Source organism: Streptomyces lydicus (assembly GCF_004125265.1).
GTDB classification, from domain to species: Bacteria; Actinomycetota; Actinomycetes; order Streptomycetales; family Streptomycetaceae; genus Streptomyces; species Streptomyces lydicus_C.
In genome coordinates, this window is record NZ_RDTE01000003.1 from 1,190,055 (window position 1) to 1,207,959 (window position 17,905).

Sequence of the window (17,905 nt, forward strand, 5' to 3'; positions counted from 1 at the left end):
TGCTACGTCGGGTCAGGACTTTCCGAACTCGCTCTGGATGATCTCCAGGAGGTCATCCACCGAGGCTTCCTCGAGCTTGCTGTCCGCGTTCTCAGCGACCTTGGAGTTTTCCTGGTGCGGGACCTGGAGTCTGGACAGAATGTTCTCCAGCCGGGTCGCGAGAGCCTCCGCCTCGTCACCTTCCGGCAGTTGTGCGGCGAGCGTCGACTCGAGGCGGTCCAGCTCGGCGAGGATCGAGCCGGTGCCCGGGGGTGCCGTTTCCGGGGCGAGTCCGGCGCGGAGGAACTCCGCGACCGCCGCTGGGGTGGGGTGGTCGAAGATCAGGCTGACCGGGAGGGTGAGTCCGGTCGCGGCGGAGAGGGCGTTGCGCAGTTCCACGGCGGCCAGCGAGGTGAAGCCGAGGAAGCGGAACGGCCGTTCCGCGTCGATCTCGCCTGCCGAGCCGTGCCGCAGCACCAGCGCGGTCTCCTCCAGGACCAGGTCGAGGACGATCTGCTCGCCCTCGGGCCCGGCAGCCGCCGCCAGCTCCGCGCGCAGGGCGGTGGCGCGGGCGGGGCCCGTGTCCGTCCCCGTCTCCGGAGTCACGGCGCCGGCTTCCGCGCCCGGTGCCCCCACCAGGTGCTCCAGCAGCGGAATCGGCCGTACGGCGGTCAGGCCCGGCGCGAGCGCCGCCCAGTCGATGTCCGCGACGGCCACCACGCAGTCGCGGTGGTCAACGGCCTGCCCCAGTGCGGTGAGGGCCAGTTCGGGGTCCAGCGCACCGACCCCGGTCCGGTGCCCGCCGGCCGCGGCCACCTGCTCGTCGGCCATGCCGGCCTCAGCCCAGGGACCCCACGCGACGGATGTCGCGGCGAGTCCGCGCGCCCGGCGCTGTTCGGCAAGGCTGTCCAAGTAGGCGTTGGCGGCCGCGTAGTTGGCCTGGCCCGGGTTGCCGAGCATGCCCGCGAGAGAGGAGAAGAGCACGAAGGCGTCGAGGTCCATGCCTTCAGTGAGCGCGTCCAGGTGCGCGGCACCCATCGCCTTCGCGGACAGCACGGAGGAGAGCCGCTGCGGCGTCATCGCGTCCACGATGCCGTCGTCCACGATGCCCGCCGCGTGCACCACCGCGGTTAGCGGGTGTGCGGCCGGAATCGCCTCGAGTACGGCCGCGAGCGCGTTCCGGTCGGCCACGTCGCAGGCCACCACGGTGGCCTGCGCACCGCGCGCGGCGAGGTCCGCCACCAGTGCGTCGACCCCCGGTGCGGCGGGTCCGCGTCGACTCGTCAGGACGAGTCGCTGCGCACCCCGGTCGGCAAGCCAGCCAGCGACACGGGAACCGAGCGCACCGGTGCCTCCGGTGACGAGGACTGTCCCGGACGGCTGCCAGGGGCGCGTGCCGTCGGCGGAATCCGTGAGCCTGGCGGACGACTCCGCCTCCACGGAGGACTCGTTGTCCTCGGACCGTGCGGCCGGGTCCTCGGGCCGTGCGGCCGGCCGGTCGTCGGCCAGCGGGTCGCGCAGCAACCTGCGGGCGAGGACGCCCGTGCCGCGGATCGCCACCTGGTCCTCGGTGCCGTCGGCGAGGACCGCCACCAGGCGTGCGGCGGTCCGGTCGTCGACCAGGCTCGCCACCGTCCCGTTCGCCGGCACAGGCAGGTCGATCAGTCCTCCCCACAGGCGCGGCTGTTCCAGCGCGACGACTCGGCCGAAGCCCCACACTTGCGACTGCACCGGAGCGGTGAGCACGTCGGCCGCTCCCACGGACACGGCGCCACGGGTCAGGACCCACAGCGGCCCGTCGACCTCGGCGTCGGCCAGTGCCTGGACCAGGGTCGCCGTCGACGTGAGGCCGGCGGCAGCGCTCGGGGCCCCGGAGTTCGGCGTCTCGTCCTGGGCGATCGTGGAGAGCACTCCGGCGATCCCGCCGGTGCCGGCCGCGGTGCGCAGCCGGGCGGCGAGCACGGAGCGCTCCTCACCGGCGGGCAGCTCGATGCGGTCGGTACGGGCACCCGCCCGGCTCAAGGCCGCCGCCAGGTCCTCGTACGCCCGGTCCTGGCCGGCCGCCCCCGCGGCCGTGGCGATCAGCCACGTCCCGGACAGCGAGGCCGCTTCCGTGTCCCGGACCGGGGTCCAGGACACGCGGTAGCGCCAGGCGTCGAGGGTGCTCGACCCGCTGGGGTGGGGCGGCAGTTCGGGCCAGTAGCGGCGGTGTTCGAAGGCATACGTGGGCAGGTCGACCCGTCGGCCGCCCCAGCCGTCGAAGACCGAGCTCCACCGGACCCCGGCCCCTCGCACATGGGCCTGTGCGACGGCCGTGAGGATCGTCGCGGTCTCGTCGCGATCGCCGCGCAGGACGGGGGCCGCGTGGAGGTCGGCGGTCTGCTGGGCCATGGCGGAGAGGACTCCGTCGGGGCCGAGCTCGACGAGCGTGGTGACGCCCCGGTCGTGCAGGTACTGGACGCCGTCGGCGAAGCGGACTGCTTCGCGGACGTGGCGGACCCAGTAGGCGGGGGTCCGTATCTCGTCCGCGTCGGCGAGCTCCCCGGTCACGTTGGAGACAATCGGAATGCGTGGGACGTGGAAGGCCAACCCGTCTGCCACAGCAGCGAATTCATCGAGCATCGCGTCCATACGCGGCGAGTGGAACGCATGCGAAACCGTCAGCCGCTTGACCCGACGACCCGCCTCACGCCACACAACCTCCAACTCAGCGACGGCATCCGCGTCACCGGACACCACCACCGAGGTCGGCCCGTTGACCGCAGCAACGCTCACCCGGCCCTCGTACGAGACCAGCGCCCCCGCGACCTCGGACTCCACACCCTCAACGGCCAACATCGCCCCACCGGACGGCAACGCCTGCATCAACCGACCCCGCGCCGCCACCAACGCACACGCGTCATCCAGCGACAACACACCCGCCACATGCGCAGCAGCCAACTCACCAATCGAATGCCCGAGAAGGAAATCAGGGATGACACCCCACGACTCCAGCAACCGGAAGAGAGCAACCTCCAGCGCGAAAAGCCCCGCCTGCGTGTAAACCGTCTGATCGATCAACTCCCCGTCACCGAAGAGCACATCACGCAACGGACGCTCCAGAGCGCCATCCATCCGCGCACACACCGCATCCAACGCATCCGCAAACACCGGGAACGCCGCATACAGCCCCCGGCCCATCCCGGCCCGCTGCGCCCCCTGCCCCGTGAACAGGAAGGCCAGCGATGCTCCTGCCAGGGCCGAGCCGCGCACGACCTCGGGTGCGGGCGAGTCGTCCGCCATGGCGGTCAGCCCGTCCAGGAAGCCCGTGGTCCCGTCCGCGATCACCACGGCCCGGTGGGTCAGCCGGGCCCGCGACGCGGCGAGCGACCAGCCGACGTGCACGGGCGCGAGACCTTGCCCGTGGGCCTCTTCGCCGCCCTGGTCTCCCCCGGCCACGGGTCCGGCCGCGGATCCGGACACGAACGACCGCAGCCGTCGCGCCTGTCCGCGGAGCGCCTCGTCGGATTGCGCCGAGAGGACCCACGGCAGCACGCCCCGGTAGCCGGACTCCGGCGCGGGTTCCGCTTCGGGCTGTTCGATGATCACGTGTGCGTTGGTGCCGCTGATGCCGAACGACGACACACCCGCCCGGCGTGGCCGGTTCTCGGCCTCCCACGGCCGGTTCTCCGTCACCACCCGGACCGCGCCCGCAGACCAGTCGACGTGCGGCGAGGGCTCGTCCACGTGCAGGCTCGCGGGCAGCACTCCGTACCGCATCGCCATGACCATCTTGATCACGCCGGCGACACCGGCGGCGGCCTGCGTGTGACCGATGTTCGACTTGACCGAGCCGATCAGCAGCGGCTCGTCCTGCGGCCGGTCCTGGCCGTACGTGGCGAGCAGGGCCTGCGCCTCGATCGGGTCGCCCAGCGCGGTGCCGGTGCCGTGTGCCTCGACCACGTCCACCTCGGCGGCCGACAGTCGCGCGTTGGCCAGGGCCTGCCGGATCACCCGCTGCTGCGAGGGACCGTTGGGCGCGGTCAGTCCGTTCGACGCGCCGTCCTGGTTGACGGCGGAGCCGCGTAGTACGGCGAGGACCTGGTGTCCGTTGCGCCGCGCGTCGGACAGCCGCTCCAGGACGAGCATGCCGACGCCCTCGCCCCAGCCGGTGCCGTCGGCGCCGGCCGCGAACGGCTTGCACCGCCCGTCGGCCGCGAGGCCGCGCTGGTGGCTGAACTCGGTGAACGCGTCCAGCGTGGACATCACCGTCACACCGCCCGCCAGCGCCAGCGTGCACTCGCCCTGACGCAGCGCCTGGGCGGCCAGGTGCATGGCGACCAGGGAGGCGGAGCACGCCGTGTCCACGGTCATCGCCGGGCCTTCCAGGCCGAACGAGTAGGAGAGCCGGCCGGACATGACAGCAGCCGAGTTCCCAGTGGCCAGGTGACCTTCGAGTCCGTCGTCGGTGGCCTTCGCGAGCAGCGAGATGTAGTCCTGGCCGTTCGTACCGGCGAAGACTCCGGTACGGCTGCCGCGCAGCGACGTCGGATCGATCCCGGCGCCTTCGAACGCCTCCCAGCTCGTTTCGAGCAGGAGCCGCTGCTGCGGGTCCATGGCGAGCGCCTCGCGCGGCGAGATGCCGAACAGCGCGGCGTCGAAGTCGGCCACCCCGGTGAGGAAGCCCCCTCGGCGCGCGTAGTCCGCCCCGGCGTGTGCCCTCGGGTCCCAGCCGCGGTCGGCCGGGAAGTCCGCGACGGCGTCCACACCCTGGACGATGAGCTGCCAGAACTCCTCGGGGTTGCGTACTCCGCCCGGGAAGCGGCAGCTCATGCCGACGACGGCGATGGCGTCGTCGGCCGCCGCGCCGTCACCGGACGCATCGGCTTGCTCGGCGTGCACGGGAGTCGCCTCCGTGCCCACTGCCAGCTTCTCGCCCAGGTGTCCGGCGAGCGCGGCAGGGTTCGGGTAGTCGAAGACCAGGCTGGCCGGAAGGGCCAGACCGGTCGCGGCGGCCAGCCGGTTGCGCAGTTCCACGGCGGTCAGCGAGTCGAAGCCGACCTCCCGGAACGCCCGGTCCCTTTCGATCGCGCCCGCCGACGCGTGGCCGAGCACCGCGGCGGCCTGCTGCCACACCAGTTCCTGGAGGAGCCGCTCGCTCTCGGCCGCTCCCTCGGACGCGAGCCGCTGCCGCAGCTCCGCCGCCTGACCGCGGGCACTCGCGGCGCCGGTCCCGATGGACGCCAACTCCTGTTGTACCTGCGGCAATTCGTCGAACAGCCGGCTGTCCCGCACCGCGGTGAAGCCGCTCACGAAGCGCGGCCACTCCATGTCGGCGATCGAGACCACCGTGTCGCCGCCGTCCATCGCGTGGCCCAGGGCAGTGATCGCCTGGGCCGGGGACATCGGCGTCGTACCGGCGCGCACCAACCGCTGCACGAGGAGGTCGTCGTCGGCCATGCCGCCGTCGGCCCACGGGCCCCAGGCGAGGGACAGGGCGGGCAGTCCGGCGGCCCGGCGCTGCTCGGCCAGGGCGTCCAGGTGGGCGTTGGCCGCCGCGTAGCCGGCCTGGCCCGGGTTGCCGAGGGTGCCGGTGAGCGAGGAGAACAGGACGAACGCGTCCAGCTCCGTCCCGCGCGTCAGCTCGTCCAGGTTGCGGGCGGCAAGGGCCTTGGCCCGCAGCACCGGGGCGAGGCGCTCGGGCGTCAGTGCGCCCAGCACGCCGTCGTCCAGATGCCCGGCCAGGTGGAACACGGCCGTGAGCGGCGCCTCCCCCGGCAGGTCCGCGAGCAGCGCGGCAAGCGCCTGCCGGTCCGCGGCGTCGCAGGCCACGACGGTGGCGGCGGTGCCGCGTTCGGCCAGCTCCGCGACGAGTTCGGCGGCACCGAGCGCGTCGGGTCCGCGACGGCTCGTCAGGACGAGGTGTCGCGCACCCCGGTCGGCAAGCCAGTGCGCTACGTGCGCGCCGAGGGCGCCGGTCGCACCGGTGAGCAGTACGGTTCCGGACGGCTGCCAGGGCTCCGCCGCCGCACCCGAGGGCAGCGGGGCGGACCGCAGACGGCGTACGAACGTGCCGGAGGCGCGTACGGCGACCTGGTCCTCGGCCGCATCGGCGAGAACCGCCACCAGGCGGGCCCCGGCCCGGTCGTCGAACACCTCGGGCAGGTCGACCAGGCCGCCCCACCGCTGCGGGTACTCCAGCGCGGCGACCCTGCCGAGCCCCCAGATCTGAGCCTGCGCGGGACTGTCGAGCGCGTCGGAGCGCCCCACGGAGACGGCTCCCCGAGTCACGCACCAGAGCGGAGCGTTCAGGTCCGCGTCGTCCAGTGCCTGGACGAGCAACAGGGTGCCTATAAGCGCGGCAGGCACGGCGCTTCCGTCAGTGCCGTACGGTGCGAACCCGGACGGCTCGTCGGAGCGTACGTCGGTGAGGACGGACACCACACCGGCGACCTGTCCGACCGCTCGCCCCGCCTCCCGCAGGCGCAGCGCCAGCCGCTCGCGGTCGTCCCCGGCGCCCTCGATCTCCACGACGTGGGCCCCGCCCCGCCGGAGCGCGTCCCCGACGGGGGCGGCGAGGGCGTCTCCCGCACCCACCAGCAGCCACGTCCCGGAGAGCGAACCGGCCGGAACGTCCCCGGCCGGCTGCCAGCCGACCCGGTGCCGCCACGCCTCCACCACGGACCGCTCCTGCCGCCCGCGGCGCCAGGAGGACAGCGCCGGCAGCACCTCGCTGAGCGGGGCGTCCCCGCCCAGTCGCAGCGTGCCGGTCAGGGCCGCGAGGTCCTCGGAGTCCACGGCGTGCCAGAACTGTGCGAGCGCGGCGTCGCCCAGGACGTCCGCACCGGCACCTCCGACGGGCGCGTCGACCCAGTACCGCTCGCGCTGGAAGGCGTAGGTCGGGAGTCCTGCGACCGTACCGCTGTCACCGTCACCCCGGCCGTACGGGGCGAAGAACGCCTCCCAGTCGACGGGGGTGCCATGGGTGTGGGCGGTGGCGAGGGCGGCGAAGAGCGTTTCGGTCTCGTCGCGGTCGCCGCGCAGGGCGGGAACCGCGTGGAGGTCGGCGGTCGGCTGGGCCATGGCGGAAAGGACTCCGTCCGGGCCCAGCTCGATGAGCGTGGTCACGCCCTGATCGGTCAGGTACCGGATGCCGTCGGCGAAACGCACCGCCTCACGGACATGCCTCACCCAATAGTCAGGGGTCCGGATCTCGTCCGCGTCGGCGAGCGTGCCGCTCGCATTGGAGACGATCGGGATCCGGGGAGCACGGAAGTCCAAATCCCCGGCCACCACGGCGAATTCGTCGAGCATGGCGTCCATGCGCGGCGAGTGGAACGCGTGGGAAACGGTCAGCTGCTTGACCCTCCGTCCCTGCTCACGCCAGGTGGATTCAAGCTCCGCGACAACATCCGCGTCACCGGACACCACGAGCGAGGTGGGCCCGTTGACCGCGGCGATGCTGACACGGTCCTGGTACGAGACCAGGGCCTCCGCGATCTCGGACTCCACGCCCTCGACGGCGAGCATCGCTCCGCCGGACGGCAGCGCCTGCATCAGCCGGCCACGCGCTGCCACGAGCGCGCACGCGTCGTCCAGCGACAGCACACCCGCCACATGCGCGGCAGCCAACTCACCGATCGAATGCCCGAGAAGGTAGTCAGGGGTGACGCCCCACGACTCCAACAGCCGGAAGAGAGCAACCTCCAGCGCAAACAGCCCCGCCTGCGTGTAAACCGTCTGATCGATCAACTCCCCGTCACCGAACAGGACCTCCCGCAACGGACGATCCAACAGGGAGTCCAACCGCTCCGCCACCGCATCCAACACCCCCGCGAACACCGGGAACGCCGCATACAGCCCCCGCCCCATCCCGGCCCGCTGCGCCCCCTGCCCCGTGAACAGGAACGCCGTCTTCCCGGGGCCCGCGAGCCCCTGTACCACCCGGGAATCGGTCCTGCCCCCGGCGAGATCCGCCAGCCCCCGCCGGAGACTGTCAGGGTCCGAACCGAGCACGACGGCCCGGTGGTCGAGCATCGCCCGGCCCGTCGCCAGGGCCCGTCCCACACGTACCGGTATCTGCTCCGGATGCGCGTCGAAGAAGGCGAGGAGTCGCTGCGCCTGAGCCGACAGGGCCTCCGACGAACCGGCGGAGAGGAGCAGGGGCAGGTGCTGCGGGGCCGGTGCGTCCGAGTCCGCAACGGGCTCCGGCTCCGGCTCCGGCTCCGGCTCCGGCTCCGGCTCCGGCTCCGGCTCCGGCTCCGGCTGTTCGATAATCACGTGTGCGTTGGTACCGCTGATGCCGAACGACGAGACGCCCGCCCGGCGCGGCCGGCCCTGCGCCTCCCACGCCCGGTTCTCCGTCAGCAGCTCCACGGCGCCCGACGACCAGTCGATGTGCGGCGAGGGCTCGTCCACGTGCAGGGTCCGCGGCAGGACACCATGGCGCATGGCCATGACCATCTTGATGATGCCGCCGACACCGGCGGCGGCCTGGGTGTGGCCGATGTTGGACTTCAGCGAGCCCAGCCACAGCGGCCGGTCCGCGTCCCGCTCCCGGCCGTACGTGGCGAGAAGTGCCTGTGCCTCGATCGGGTCGCCCAGTGCCGTACCGGTGCCGTGGCCCTCGACCACGTCCACGTCCGCGGTGGTGAGCCCGGAGGCGGCAAGCGCCTCGCGGATGACGCGCTCCTGGGAACGCCCATTGGGAGCGGTGAGTCCGTTGGACGCGCCGTCCTGGTTGACCGCCGAACCCCGTACGACCGCGAGCACCTGGTGCCCCTTACGGCGCGCGTCCGACAGCCGCTCCAGCAGCAGCACGCCCGCGCCTTCCGACCAGCCGGTGCCGTCGGCTCCGGCGGCGAAGGACTTGCAGCGCCCGTCCCTGGCGAGTCCGCGTTGCCTGCTGAACTCCACGAAGGTGTCCGGCTTCGCCATCACGGTGACGCCGCCGAGCAGCGCCATGTCGCACTCGCCGTCGCGCAGCGCGCGACTGGCCCAGTGCAGGGCGACCAACGACGAGGAACACGCGGTGTCCAGCGTGACCGCCGGGCCCTCCAGTCCGAAGGCGTACGCGACCCGGCCCGACACCACACTGGCGGCGCTGCCCGTCGCGACGTACCCCTCCACGTCCTCGGGTACGGCGGCCATGCTCGACGCGTAGTCGTGGTACATGACTCCGGCGAAGACTCCGGTGCAGGTACCGCGCACCGACGTGGGGTCGATGCCGGCGCGCTCGAAGGTCTCCCAGGACAGCTCGAGCAGCAGCCGCTGCTGCGGGTCCATGGCGAGCGCCTCGCGCGGCGAGATCCCGAACAGCCCGGCGTCGAACCGGTCCGCGTCGTGCAGGAAGCCGCCCTCGCGGGTGTAGCTGGTGCCGGACCGGTCGGGGTCCGGGTGGAAGAGCCGCTCCAGGTCCCAGCCACGGTTGACCGGGAACTCGGAGATCCCGTCACCGCCTTCGCGGACGAGCTGCCACAGCTCCTCGGGCGTGCGCACCCCGCCGGGGTAGCGGCAGCTCATCGACACAATAACGATCGGGTCGTCGCCCGTGCCCGCGCCGGTGCGGGCCGGAGCGGCGGCGTCCCGGCGGGCGACGGCCGTACGTCCGGCCAGCTCACTCCGCAGGTACTCGGTCAGGGTCTCCGGGTTCGGGTAGCTGAAGACGAGGGTGGCGGAGAGCCGCAGTCCGGTCGCGGCGGCCAGCCGGTTGCGCAGTTCCACCGCGATCAGCGAGTCGAAGCCGAGGTCGGTGAAGGAGCGTCGGGGCTCGATCGCGCCGGAGGTGGCGTGACCGAGTACGTCCGCGACCTCGGTGAGCACCACGTCGCCCATGAGGCGTGTCTGTTCCTGCTCGGCGAGGACGGCAAGCCGCTGGGCGAGCGCCGAACCGGACGGCAGGGAGCGGTCCTCGGCCCGGCGGCGCACCGTGCGTACCAGGCCGCGCAGCAGGGCCGCTCCTTCCAGGCCGCGCGGGGCGGCTGCCCCTGCGAGGTCCATGGCCATCGGTACGACGACTGCGCGGCCGACGCCAGCGGACAGGTCGAACAGGGCCAGGCCCTGTTCGACGGAGAGTGCCCCGCCGAGTGCGGTGATCCTGGCCCGCTCGGCCCTGCCGAGCCGGGCGGCCATGCCGTCGTCGCCCGCCCACGGGCCCCAGGCCAGCGAGAGGGCGGGCAGCCCGTGGGCGCGCCGGTGCTGGGCGAGGCCGTCCAGGAGGGCGTTGGCGGCCGCGTAGTTGCCCTGGCCTGCGGTGCCGAAGGCGGCCGAAGCCGACGAGAACAGGACGAACGCGTCCAGCGAGAGGTCCCTCGCCAGCGTCAGCTCGTGCAGGTGCAGCGCGCTGTCGGCCTTGGCCTGCAGGACGAGGTCCAGCCGCTCCGGGGTCAGCGAGTCGATCGTGCCGTCGTCCAGGACACCGGCCGCGTGCACGACCGCGCGCAGCGGGTGCTCGGCCCCGATCGTGTCGAGTACGGCGGCGAGCGCGTCCCGGTCGGATGCGTCGCAGGCCACCGCGACAGCCGTGTCCGCACCCAACTCGAGGAGTTCTGCGACAAGTTCGGTGGCGCCCGGAGCGTCGGGGCCCCTGCGGCTGGTGAGGACGAGGTGGCGGACGCCGTGTTCGGTCACCAGGTGGCGGGCCAGGTGTGCGCCGAGGGCGCCGGTGCCACCGGTGACGAGAGTGGTTCCGGTGGCGCTCCAGCGGACGGACTCCCGGGCTGCGGACGCGGTGCCCGCAGGCAGGGCTCGGACGAGCCGGGCGGCGTACAAGGTGCCGGATCGGAGGGCCAGCTGGGGTTCGTCGAGGGTGCGGACGCGGGCGAGGACGTCGCCGGACGCGCGAGCACTGCCCGAGTCCCCGTCCACGTCGAGCCACACGAACCGGTCCGGGTTCTCCGTCTGCGCGCTGCGCACCAGTCCGGCCACGGCGGCACCCGCCAGGTCGGTGACGTCGTCGCCGTCGCCGGTTGCCGTGGCACCGCACGTCACGACGACCAGCCGGGACGCGGCGAACCGCGCCTCGCCCAGCCAGGCTTGCAGGAGCGCGAGCGCCTGGTGCGTACGGACGTGGACGGCAGCGCCGTCCGACGGGCCCTCCTCGGTGAAGTCGGCGTACACGAGTGCGGGGAACGGCTCGTCCGGCCCGGCCGGGGGATCGAGAACGATCGCGCCCTCCGCGTCGAAACGTACCTCCGGAACCACCACGTCGACCGCGTGCGAAGCCGACTCCGCGGGTGCCGCCCGCTCGACCCAGTCCACCGCGAACAGCGTGTCGACGGTGCCCGCCCTGCCCACCTGAGCCAGCTGCTCGGCGGTCGCCGCGCGCAGGGTCAGCGAGGCGACCTCGGCCACGGGCCGCCCCGAGGCGTCCGCGAGGCGCAGCGCGACCTCGTCGGGCCCGACCGGCGTGATCCAGGCACGCAGCACGGAGGCACCGGCGGCGTACAGGCTCACACCGGACCAGACGAACGGGAGCCGCGCGGTCCCCTCGGCGTTCCCGCCGAGGGCGAGCGAGTGCAGTACGGCATCGAGCGCCGCCGGGTGGATCCCGGACCGCTCGGCGTCCTGCCGGGCCGTGTCCGGCAGGACGACCTCGGCGAAGATGTCGTCGCCCGCGCGCCAGGCGGCGCGCATCCCCTGGAACACCGTCCCGTAATCGAGGCCGCTCTCGGCCAGCCGCTGGTACAGGGTGTCGACGGCCACCGGCTCGGCGCCCTCGGGCGGCCACACGGCCAGCTCGAACGCCTCGGCGCCGGCGGCTCCCGCCGCCAGCGCACCGGCAGCGTGCCGGACCCAGGTCCCCGCGCCTTCGGGCCGGGAGTGCACGGTCAGCGGCCGGTCGTCGCCCTCGTCCCCGGGGGCCACCCTGACCTGTACTTCGACGGTGCCCCGCTCGGGCATGACAAGCGGCGCCTCCAGGGTGAGTTCGGTCAGCCCGGCACAGCCGACCTGCTCGCCGGCGCGCAGCGCCAGTTCCAGGAACGCGGTGCCGGGGACGACCGTACGGCCGTGCACCTTGTGGTCGGCCACCCAGCGGTGCGTGCCGGCGGACAGCAGCCCGGTCAGCACCACGCCCTCGCCGTCGGCCAGGGACACGGCGCTGTCGAGCAGCGGATGCCCGAGCCCGGCACCGAGCCCACTGCCTGCCAGGCCGGAGCTCCAGTAGTGCCGGCGCTGGAAGGCGTACGTGGGCAGGGCGACGGTCCGCCCGTCGTACGGGGCGAGGACCGCGGCCCAGTCGACCCCAGTGCCGTGCACGTGGACGCTCGCCAGCGCGGTGAAGAGCGTTTCGGTCTCGTCGCGGTCGCCGCGCAGGGCAGGAACCGCACGCAGGTCGGCGGTCTGCTGGGCCATGGCCGACAGCACACCGTCCGGGCCGAGCTCGACGAGCGTGGTCACACCCTGGTCGGTCAGGTACCGGATGCCGTCGGCGAAACGTACCGCCTCGCGGACGTGCCTCACCCAGTAACCCGGGGTCCGGATCTCGTCCGCGTCGGCGAGCTCCCCGGTCACGTTGGAGACGATCGGTATCCGCGGGGCATGGAAGGTCAGCTCTGCTGCCACAGCAGCGAACTCGTCGAGCATCGCGTCCATACGCGGCGAGTGGAAGGCGTGCGAGACCGTCAGCCGCTTGACCCTCCGGCCTTCGGCGCGCCACGCGGTCTCCAGTTCCGTGACCGCATCCGCGTCTCCGGAGATCACGAGCGAGGTCGGCCCGTTGACCGCCGCGATGCTCACCCGGCCCTCGTACGAGGACAGCACCTCCGCGATCTCGGACTCCTCGCCCGCGACGGCGAGCATGGCCCCACCCGACGGCAGCGCCTGCATCAGCCGGCCCCGCGCGGCAACCAGGGTGCACGCGTCGTCCAGCGACAGCACTCCGGCGACGTGCGCGGCAGCCAGCTCACCGATCGAATGCCCGAGGAGGAAGTCGGGACGTACGCCCCACGACTCCAGCAGCCGGAAGAGAGCAACCTCCAGCGCGAACAATCCCGCCTGCGTGTAAACCGTCTGGTCGATCAGCTCCCCGTCACCGAAGAGAACCTCCCGGATCGGCTGGTCCAGCTGGGAGTCCAGCTGCTCCGCCACCGCGTCCAGCGCCTCCGCGAAGGCCGGGAACGTCTCGTACAGCCCCCGCCCCATCCCGGCCCGCTGCGCCCCCTGCCCCGTGAACAGGAACGCGAGGCCACCGGACTCGACCGTACCGAGCACGACGTTGCTCGCCCGTCGGCCCTGAGCCAGCTCGGACAGCGCCTGGGCGAAGCCGCCCTCGTCCGACGCCAGCACCACCGCACGGTGCGACAGCGCGGTCCGCGTAGTGACCAGCGATCCGGCGACGTCGGCCAGGCCGAGGCCGTCACGGCTCCCCACGAACGTACCCAGGCGGTCGGCTTGGGCGTGCAGCGCCTCCTCGGACTTGGCCGAGAGCAGCCACGGCAGCAGCCGGGGAGCCGTCTGCGCCGTCCTTCCGCTCTTGGCCTCCTGTACCGGCTCGGCGCCTTCGAGGATGACGTGGGCGTTGGTACCGCTCACGCCGAACGACGACACACCTGCCCGGCGCGGCCGGCCCTGCGCCTCCCACGCCCGGTTCTCCGTCAGCAGCTCCACAGCGCCCGACGCCCAGTCGATGTGCCGCGAGGGCTCGTCCACGTGCAGCGTCCGCGGCAGAATCCCGTGCCGCATCGCCATGACCATCTTGATCACGCCACCGATACCGGCTGCGGCTTGCGCGTGCCCGATGTTGGACTTCAGCGACCCCAGCCACAGCGGCTGGTCCGCCTCCCGCTCCTGGCCATAGGTAGCGAGGAGCGCCTGGGCCTCGATGGGGTCGCCCAGCTTCGTACCCGTACCGTGCGCCTCGACCGCGTCCACGTCGACGGCCGAGAGTCGGGCATTGGCGAGGGCCTGGCGGATCACGCGTTGCTGGGAGGGGCCGTTCGGCGCCGTCAGACCGTTGGACGCGCCGTCCTGGTTGACCGCGGTACCACGTACGACCGCGAGGGCCTCGTGGCCCTTGCGGCGCGCGTCCGACAACCGCTCGACCACGAGGACGCCCGCGCCCTCAGCCCAGCCGGTGCCGTCGGCCTCGGCGGAGAAGGACTTGCAGCGCCCGTCGGCCGCCACACCGCCTTGCCTGCTGAACTCGGTGAAGATGCCCGGCTTCGCCATCACGTTGGCACCGCCCGCGAGTGCCATGTCGCACTCGCCGTTGCGCAGCGCCTGCACGGCGAGGTGCAGGGCGACGAGAGAGGACGAGCACGCGGTGTCGACCGTCATCGCCGGGCCCTCGAGCCCGAAGGTGTACGCGATCCGGCCCGACGCCACGCTGGTCGACGTGCCTGTCAGGGAGAGGCCCTCGATCTCCGCCGGGAGTTGCCCGCCGAACCCGCCGTAAAGCGAGTTGGCAACACCCATGAAGATGCCGGCCTGTTCACCGCGCAGCGACAACGGGGCGATGCCCGCCCGCTCCAGCGCCTCCCAGGACGCCTCCATCAGCAGCCGCTGCTGGGGGTCCATCGCGAGTGCCTCGCGCGGCGAGATCCCGAACAGTGCGGCGTCGAACTCGCCCACGTCGTAGATGAAGCCGCCCTGCCGCGTGCTGGAGGTACCAGCTTCACCGGACTCCACGTCGAGCAGAGCGGAAAGGTCCCAGCCACGGTCCGTCGGGAAGTCCCCGATCGCATCCGCACCGGATAGCACGAGCCGCCACAGGTCCTCGGGGGAAGTGACGCCTCCCGGGAACCGACAGCTCATGCCGACGATCACCACCGGATCGTCGTCCAGTGGCACGGCGACCGCCGAGCGCACCGCTGCGGCCACGTCCGCTCCCACCAGTTCACCGCGCAGATGCTCAGCAAGCGCGGTGGGGGTGGGGTGGTCGAAGACGAGGGTGGCGGGCAGCCGCAGGCCGGTCGCGGCGTTGACGCGGTTACGCAACTCCACCGAGGTCAGCGAATCGAAGCCCAGCTCCTTGAACGCACGGCCCGCCTCGATAGCCTCACCCGAGGCGTGGCCGAGCACGCCCGCGACCTCGCCCAGCACCAGAGCGGTCAGCTGCCGCTCCTGCTCCACAACCGACAGCCCCGCCAGCCGCCCGGCGAGCGACGAACCGTCCACCCCGGCCGCCGCCAGCGCACGCCGCAGCGGTGTCCGGACCAGGCCCTGGAACAGCGCCGGCACCTCGGCCCGGTCCTTCATTCCGGACAGGTTCAGCCGTACCGGCAGTACGTGGGCGGGAACCGAGGCCAGCGCGGCATCGAACAGCGCGAGACCGTCCGCGGTGGACAGCCCTCCGCCCAGCTTCTCGATCCGGGCGAGATCGGCCTCGTTGAGGTGACCGCTGATCCCGCTGACCTGCTCCCACAGGCCCCAACCCAGCGACTGACCCGCCAGGCCATGAGCCCGACGGTGATGAGCGAGGGCGTCGAGAACGGCGTTGGCGGCAGCGTAGTTGGCCTGACCCGGCGAACCATAGGTCGCCGCGATCGACGAGTACAGCGTGAACATCGCCAGGTCGAGGTGAGCGGTCAGCTCATGCAGATGCAACGCCGCGTCAGCCTTCGGCGCGAAGACGGCAGCCAGTCGGTCAGGCGTCATCGACGCAAAGACACCGTCATCCACCACACCGGCGGTGTGCACGATGCCCGTCAGGGCATGCTCAGCCGGAATCCCATCCAGCACAGCCGCCAGGGCCTCGCGGTCAGAGACGTCACACGCCACCGCAACAACCTCAGCACCCAGGCCCCGCAGCTCCGTGAGGAGGTCGGAAGCACCCGGAGCATCCCCGCCCCGACGACTGGTCAGCACCAGATGACGCACCCCGTACTCAGTCACCAGATGCCGGGCCAACAAACCACCCAACGCACCCGTACCACCCGTGATCAAAACAGTGCCGTCACGGTCGAGAGGACGAGGGAAGGTAAGGACGTTCTTGCCGACATGCCCACCCCGGCTCATCAACCGGAACGCAGACACCACCTCCCGCACATCCCACGCCCGAACCGGCAACAGCGACAACACACCCCGCTCAAACAAATCCACAACGATGGCGAGCATCTCGCCCAACCGATCCAAACCCGCATCGAAGAGATCAAACGCCCTATACGCAACCCCGTCCGCGAAGGAACCAGCGTCGCGAAGATCGGCCTTGCCCATCTCGACAAACCGACCACCCTCCCCCAACAACCGGGCACTCGCATCGATGTACTCCCCCGCCAAAGCATTGAGGACCACATCAACACCACGCCCGCCCAGCCGCTCACGGAAAGCGTCCTCGAACGACAGATCACGAGAGGAAGCGATCCGCTCACGCGAAACCCCGAGACCCTCCACGACCGGCCACTTCGACACACTCGCCGTCGCAAACACCTCAGCACCCAAATGCCGCGCCAACTGCACAGCAGCCATACCCACACCACCAGCAGCCGCATGCACAAGCACCGACTCACCCGAGCCCAGACCACCCAGATCCACCAACCCGTAATACGCCGTCAAAAACGCCATCGGCACCGACGCCGCCTGCACGAACGACCACCCCACCGGCACCCGCGCCACCAAACGCCGATCAACCACCACCACCGGACCGAAACCACCGTTGAACAGCCCGAAGACCCGGTCCCCAACCACCAACCCCTCAACACCGGGACCGACCTCCAGGACCACACCCGCACCCTCAGAACCCATCAGAGCAGTGGCATCCGGATACGAACCAAGAGCGACCAACACGTCACGGAAGTTCACCCCCGTCGCACGCACACCAACCCGCACCTGCCCAGGAGCGAGTTCGCCCACCACCGGCAAGCCCACCGCAACCGGCGCGAGGTCTTCCAGCGCGCCCCGCTCAGAACCCTCCAAACGCCAGGGTTCACCTCCGGTCGGCAGGACCAGGCCACCGCCACCCTTCACCAGACGCGCAGCCAGCACACCACCGTCACGCACCGCGAGCTGGTTCTCACCTCCGGCGAGAACACCCTCAGCACCGGCTCCACTGGCGAGGACTCCGGTCAGCGCCGCCCACGAGGCGGCGCCGCCGTCCACGTCCACGAGGACGAGACGCCCGGGGTGCTCCGACTGCGCCGAACGCACCAGACCCCACACACCAGCAGCAGCCACATCCGCAACCGCATCGCCGTCACCGACATCCACCACACCACGTGTCACCACGGCCAGCGGCACGCCCTCCCAGCGCTCGTCGCCGAACCAGCTCTGCAGAATCGGCAACACGTCGAGAGTGGCTGCTCCGCCGACGGACAGGACCGCCGCCTCCGGCAGTTCGTCGGCGAGGTCGTCGACCGAGGCCACGGAATGCACCACCGCGCCCGCACCCCTCAGTCCCTCGGCAGCGCCGAGAGCGTCCGCGCCGAGCACAGCGAAGCGCGCCGTCGGGGCCTGACGGTCGGCAGGATTCGAGGTACGGATCCAGTCCACCCGGTACAGCTCGTCGGTGGCTGCCGGCCGGCGCAGCTGGTCGGCAGCCACGGGCCGTACAGCGAGCGCGTCGACGGACACGATCGGCGCCCCGTCGGCGTCCATGCCGTGGACCGAGAGCCCGCCGTCAGAGGACGGGGAGATACGGACCCGGAGCGCTGCGGCCCCGGAGGCCCACAGCGAGACACCGGACCACGAGAACGGCAGGCCGACACCGGTGCCGTCGCCCCCCTTCAGCGCAGCCACGGCGGCCGCCTGGAGAGCGGCGTCGAGCAGCGCCGGGTGCATCCCAAACCGCGCAGCCTGGCTCTCCTCGCGTTCGGGCAGCCGGACTTCGGCGAACACGTCCGCGCCGCGCAGCCACACCGCGCGCACCCCCTGGAACACCGGGCCGTAGCGCAGCCCGACCACATCCAGATCGGCGTACATGCCGTCGACGTCGGCCGCGACGGCGCCGGCTGGCGGCCACTGGGCCGGGGCGCCCGTGTCGTAAGGAATCGGGGCCCGTACCGCCTCGGCG

The 17,905-nt window shown here is 72.1% G+C and carries 1 protein-coding gene (running past one end of the window); it reads right to left on the reverse strand.

Annotated features, from left to right (window positions below; all coding sequences use genetic code 11):
* Positions 1-12: 12 nt before the first annotated feature.
* Positions 13-17,905 carry the 3' portion of a type I polyketide synthase gene (locus D9V36_RS41450; RefSeq protein ID WP_206739621.1) on the reverse strand. It continues 16,856 nt past the right edge of the window, so 17,893 of the gene's 34,749 nt are visible here — the last part of the coding sequence; its start codon lies off the right edge, out of view; it ends in the stop codon at positions 13-15.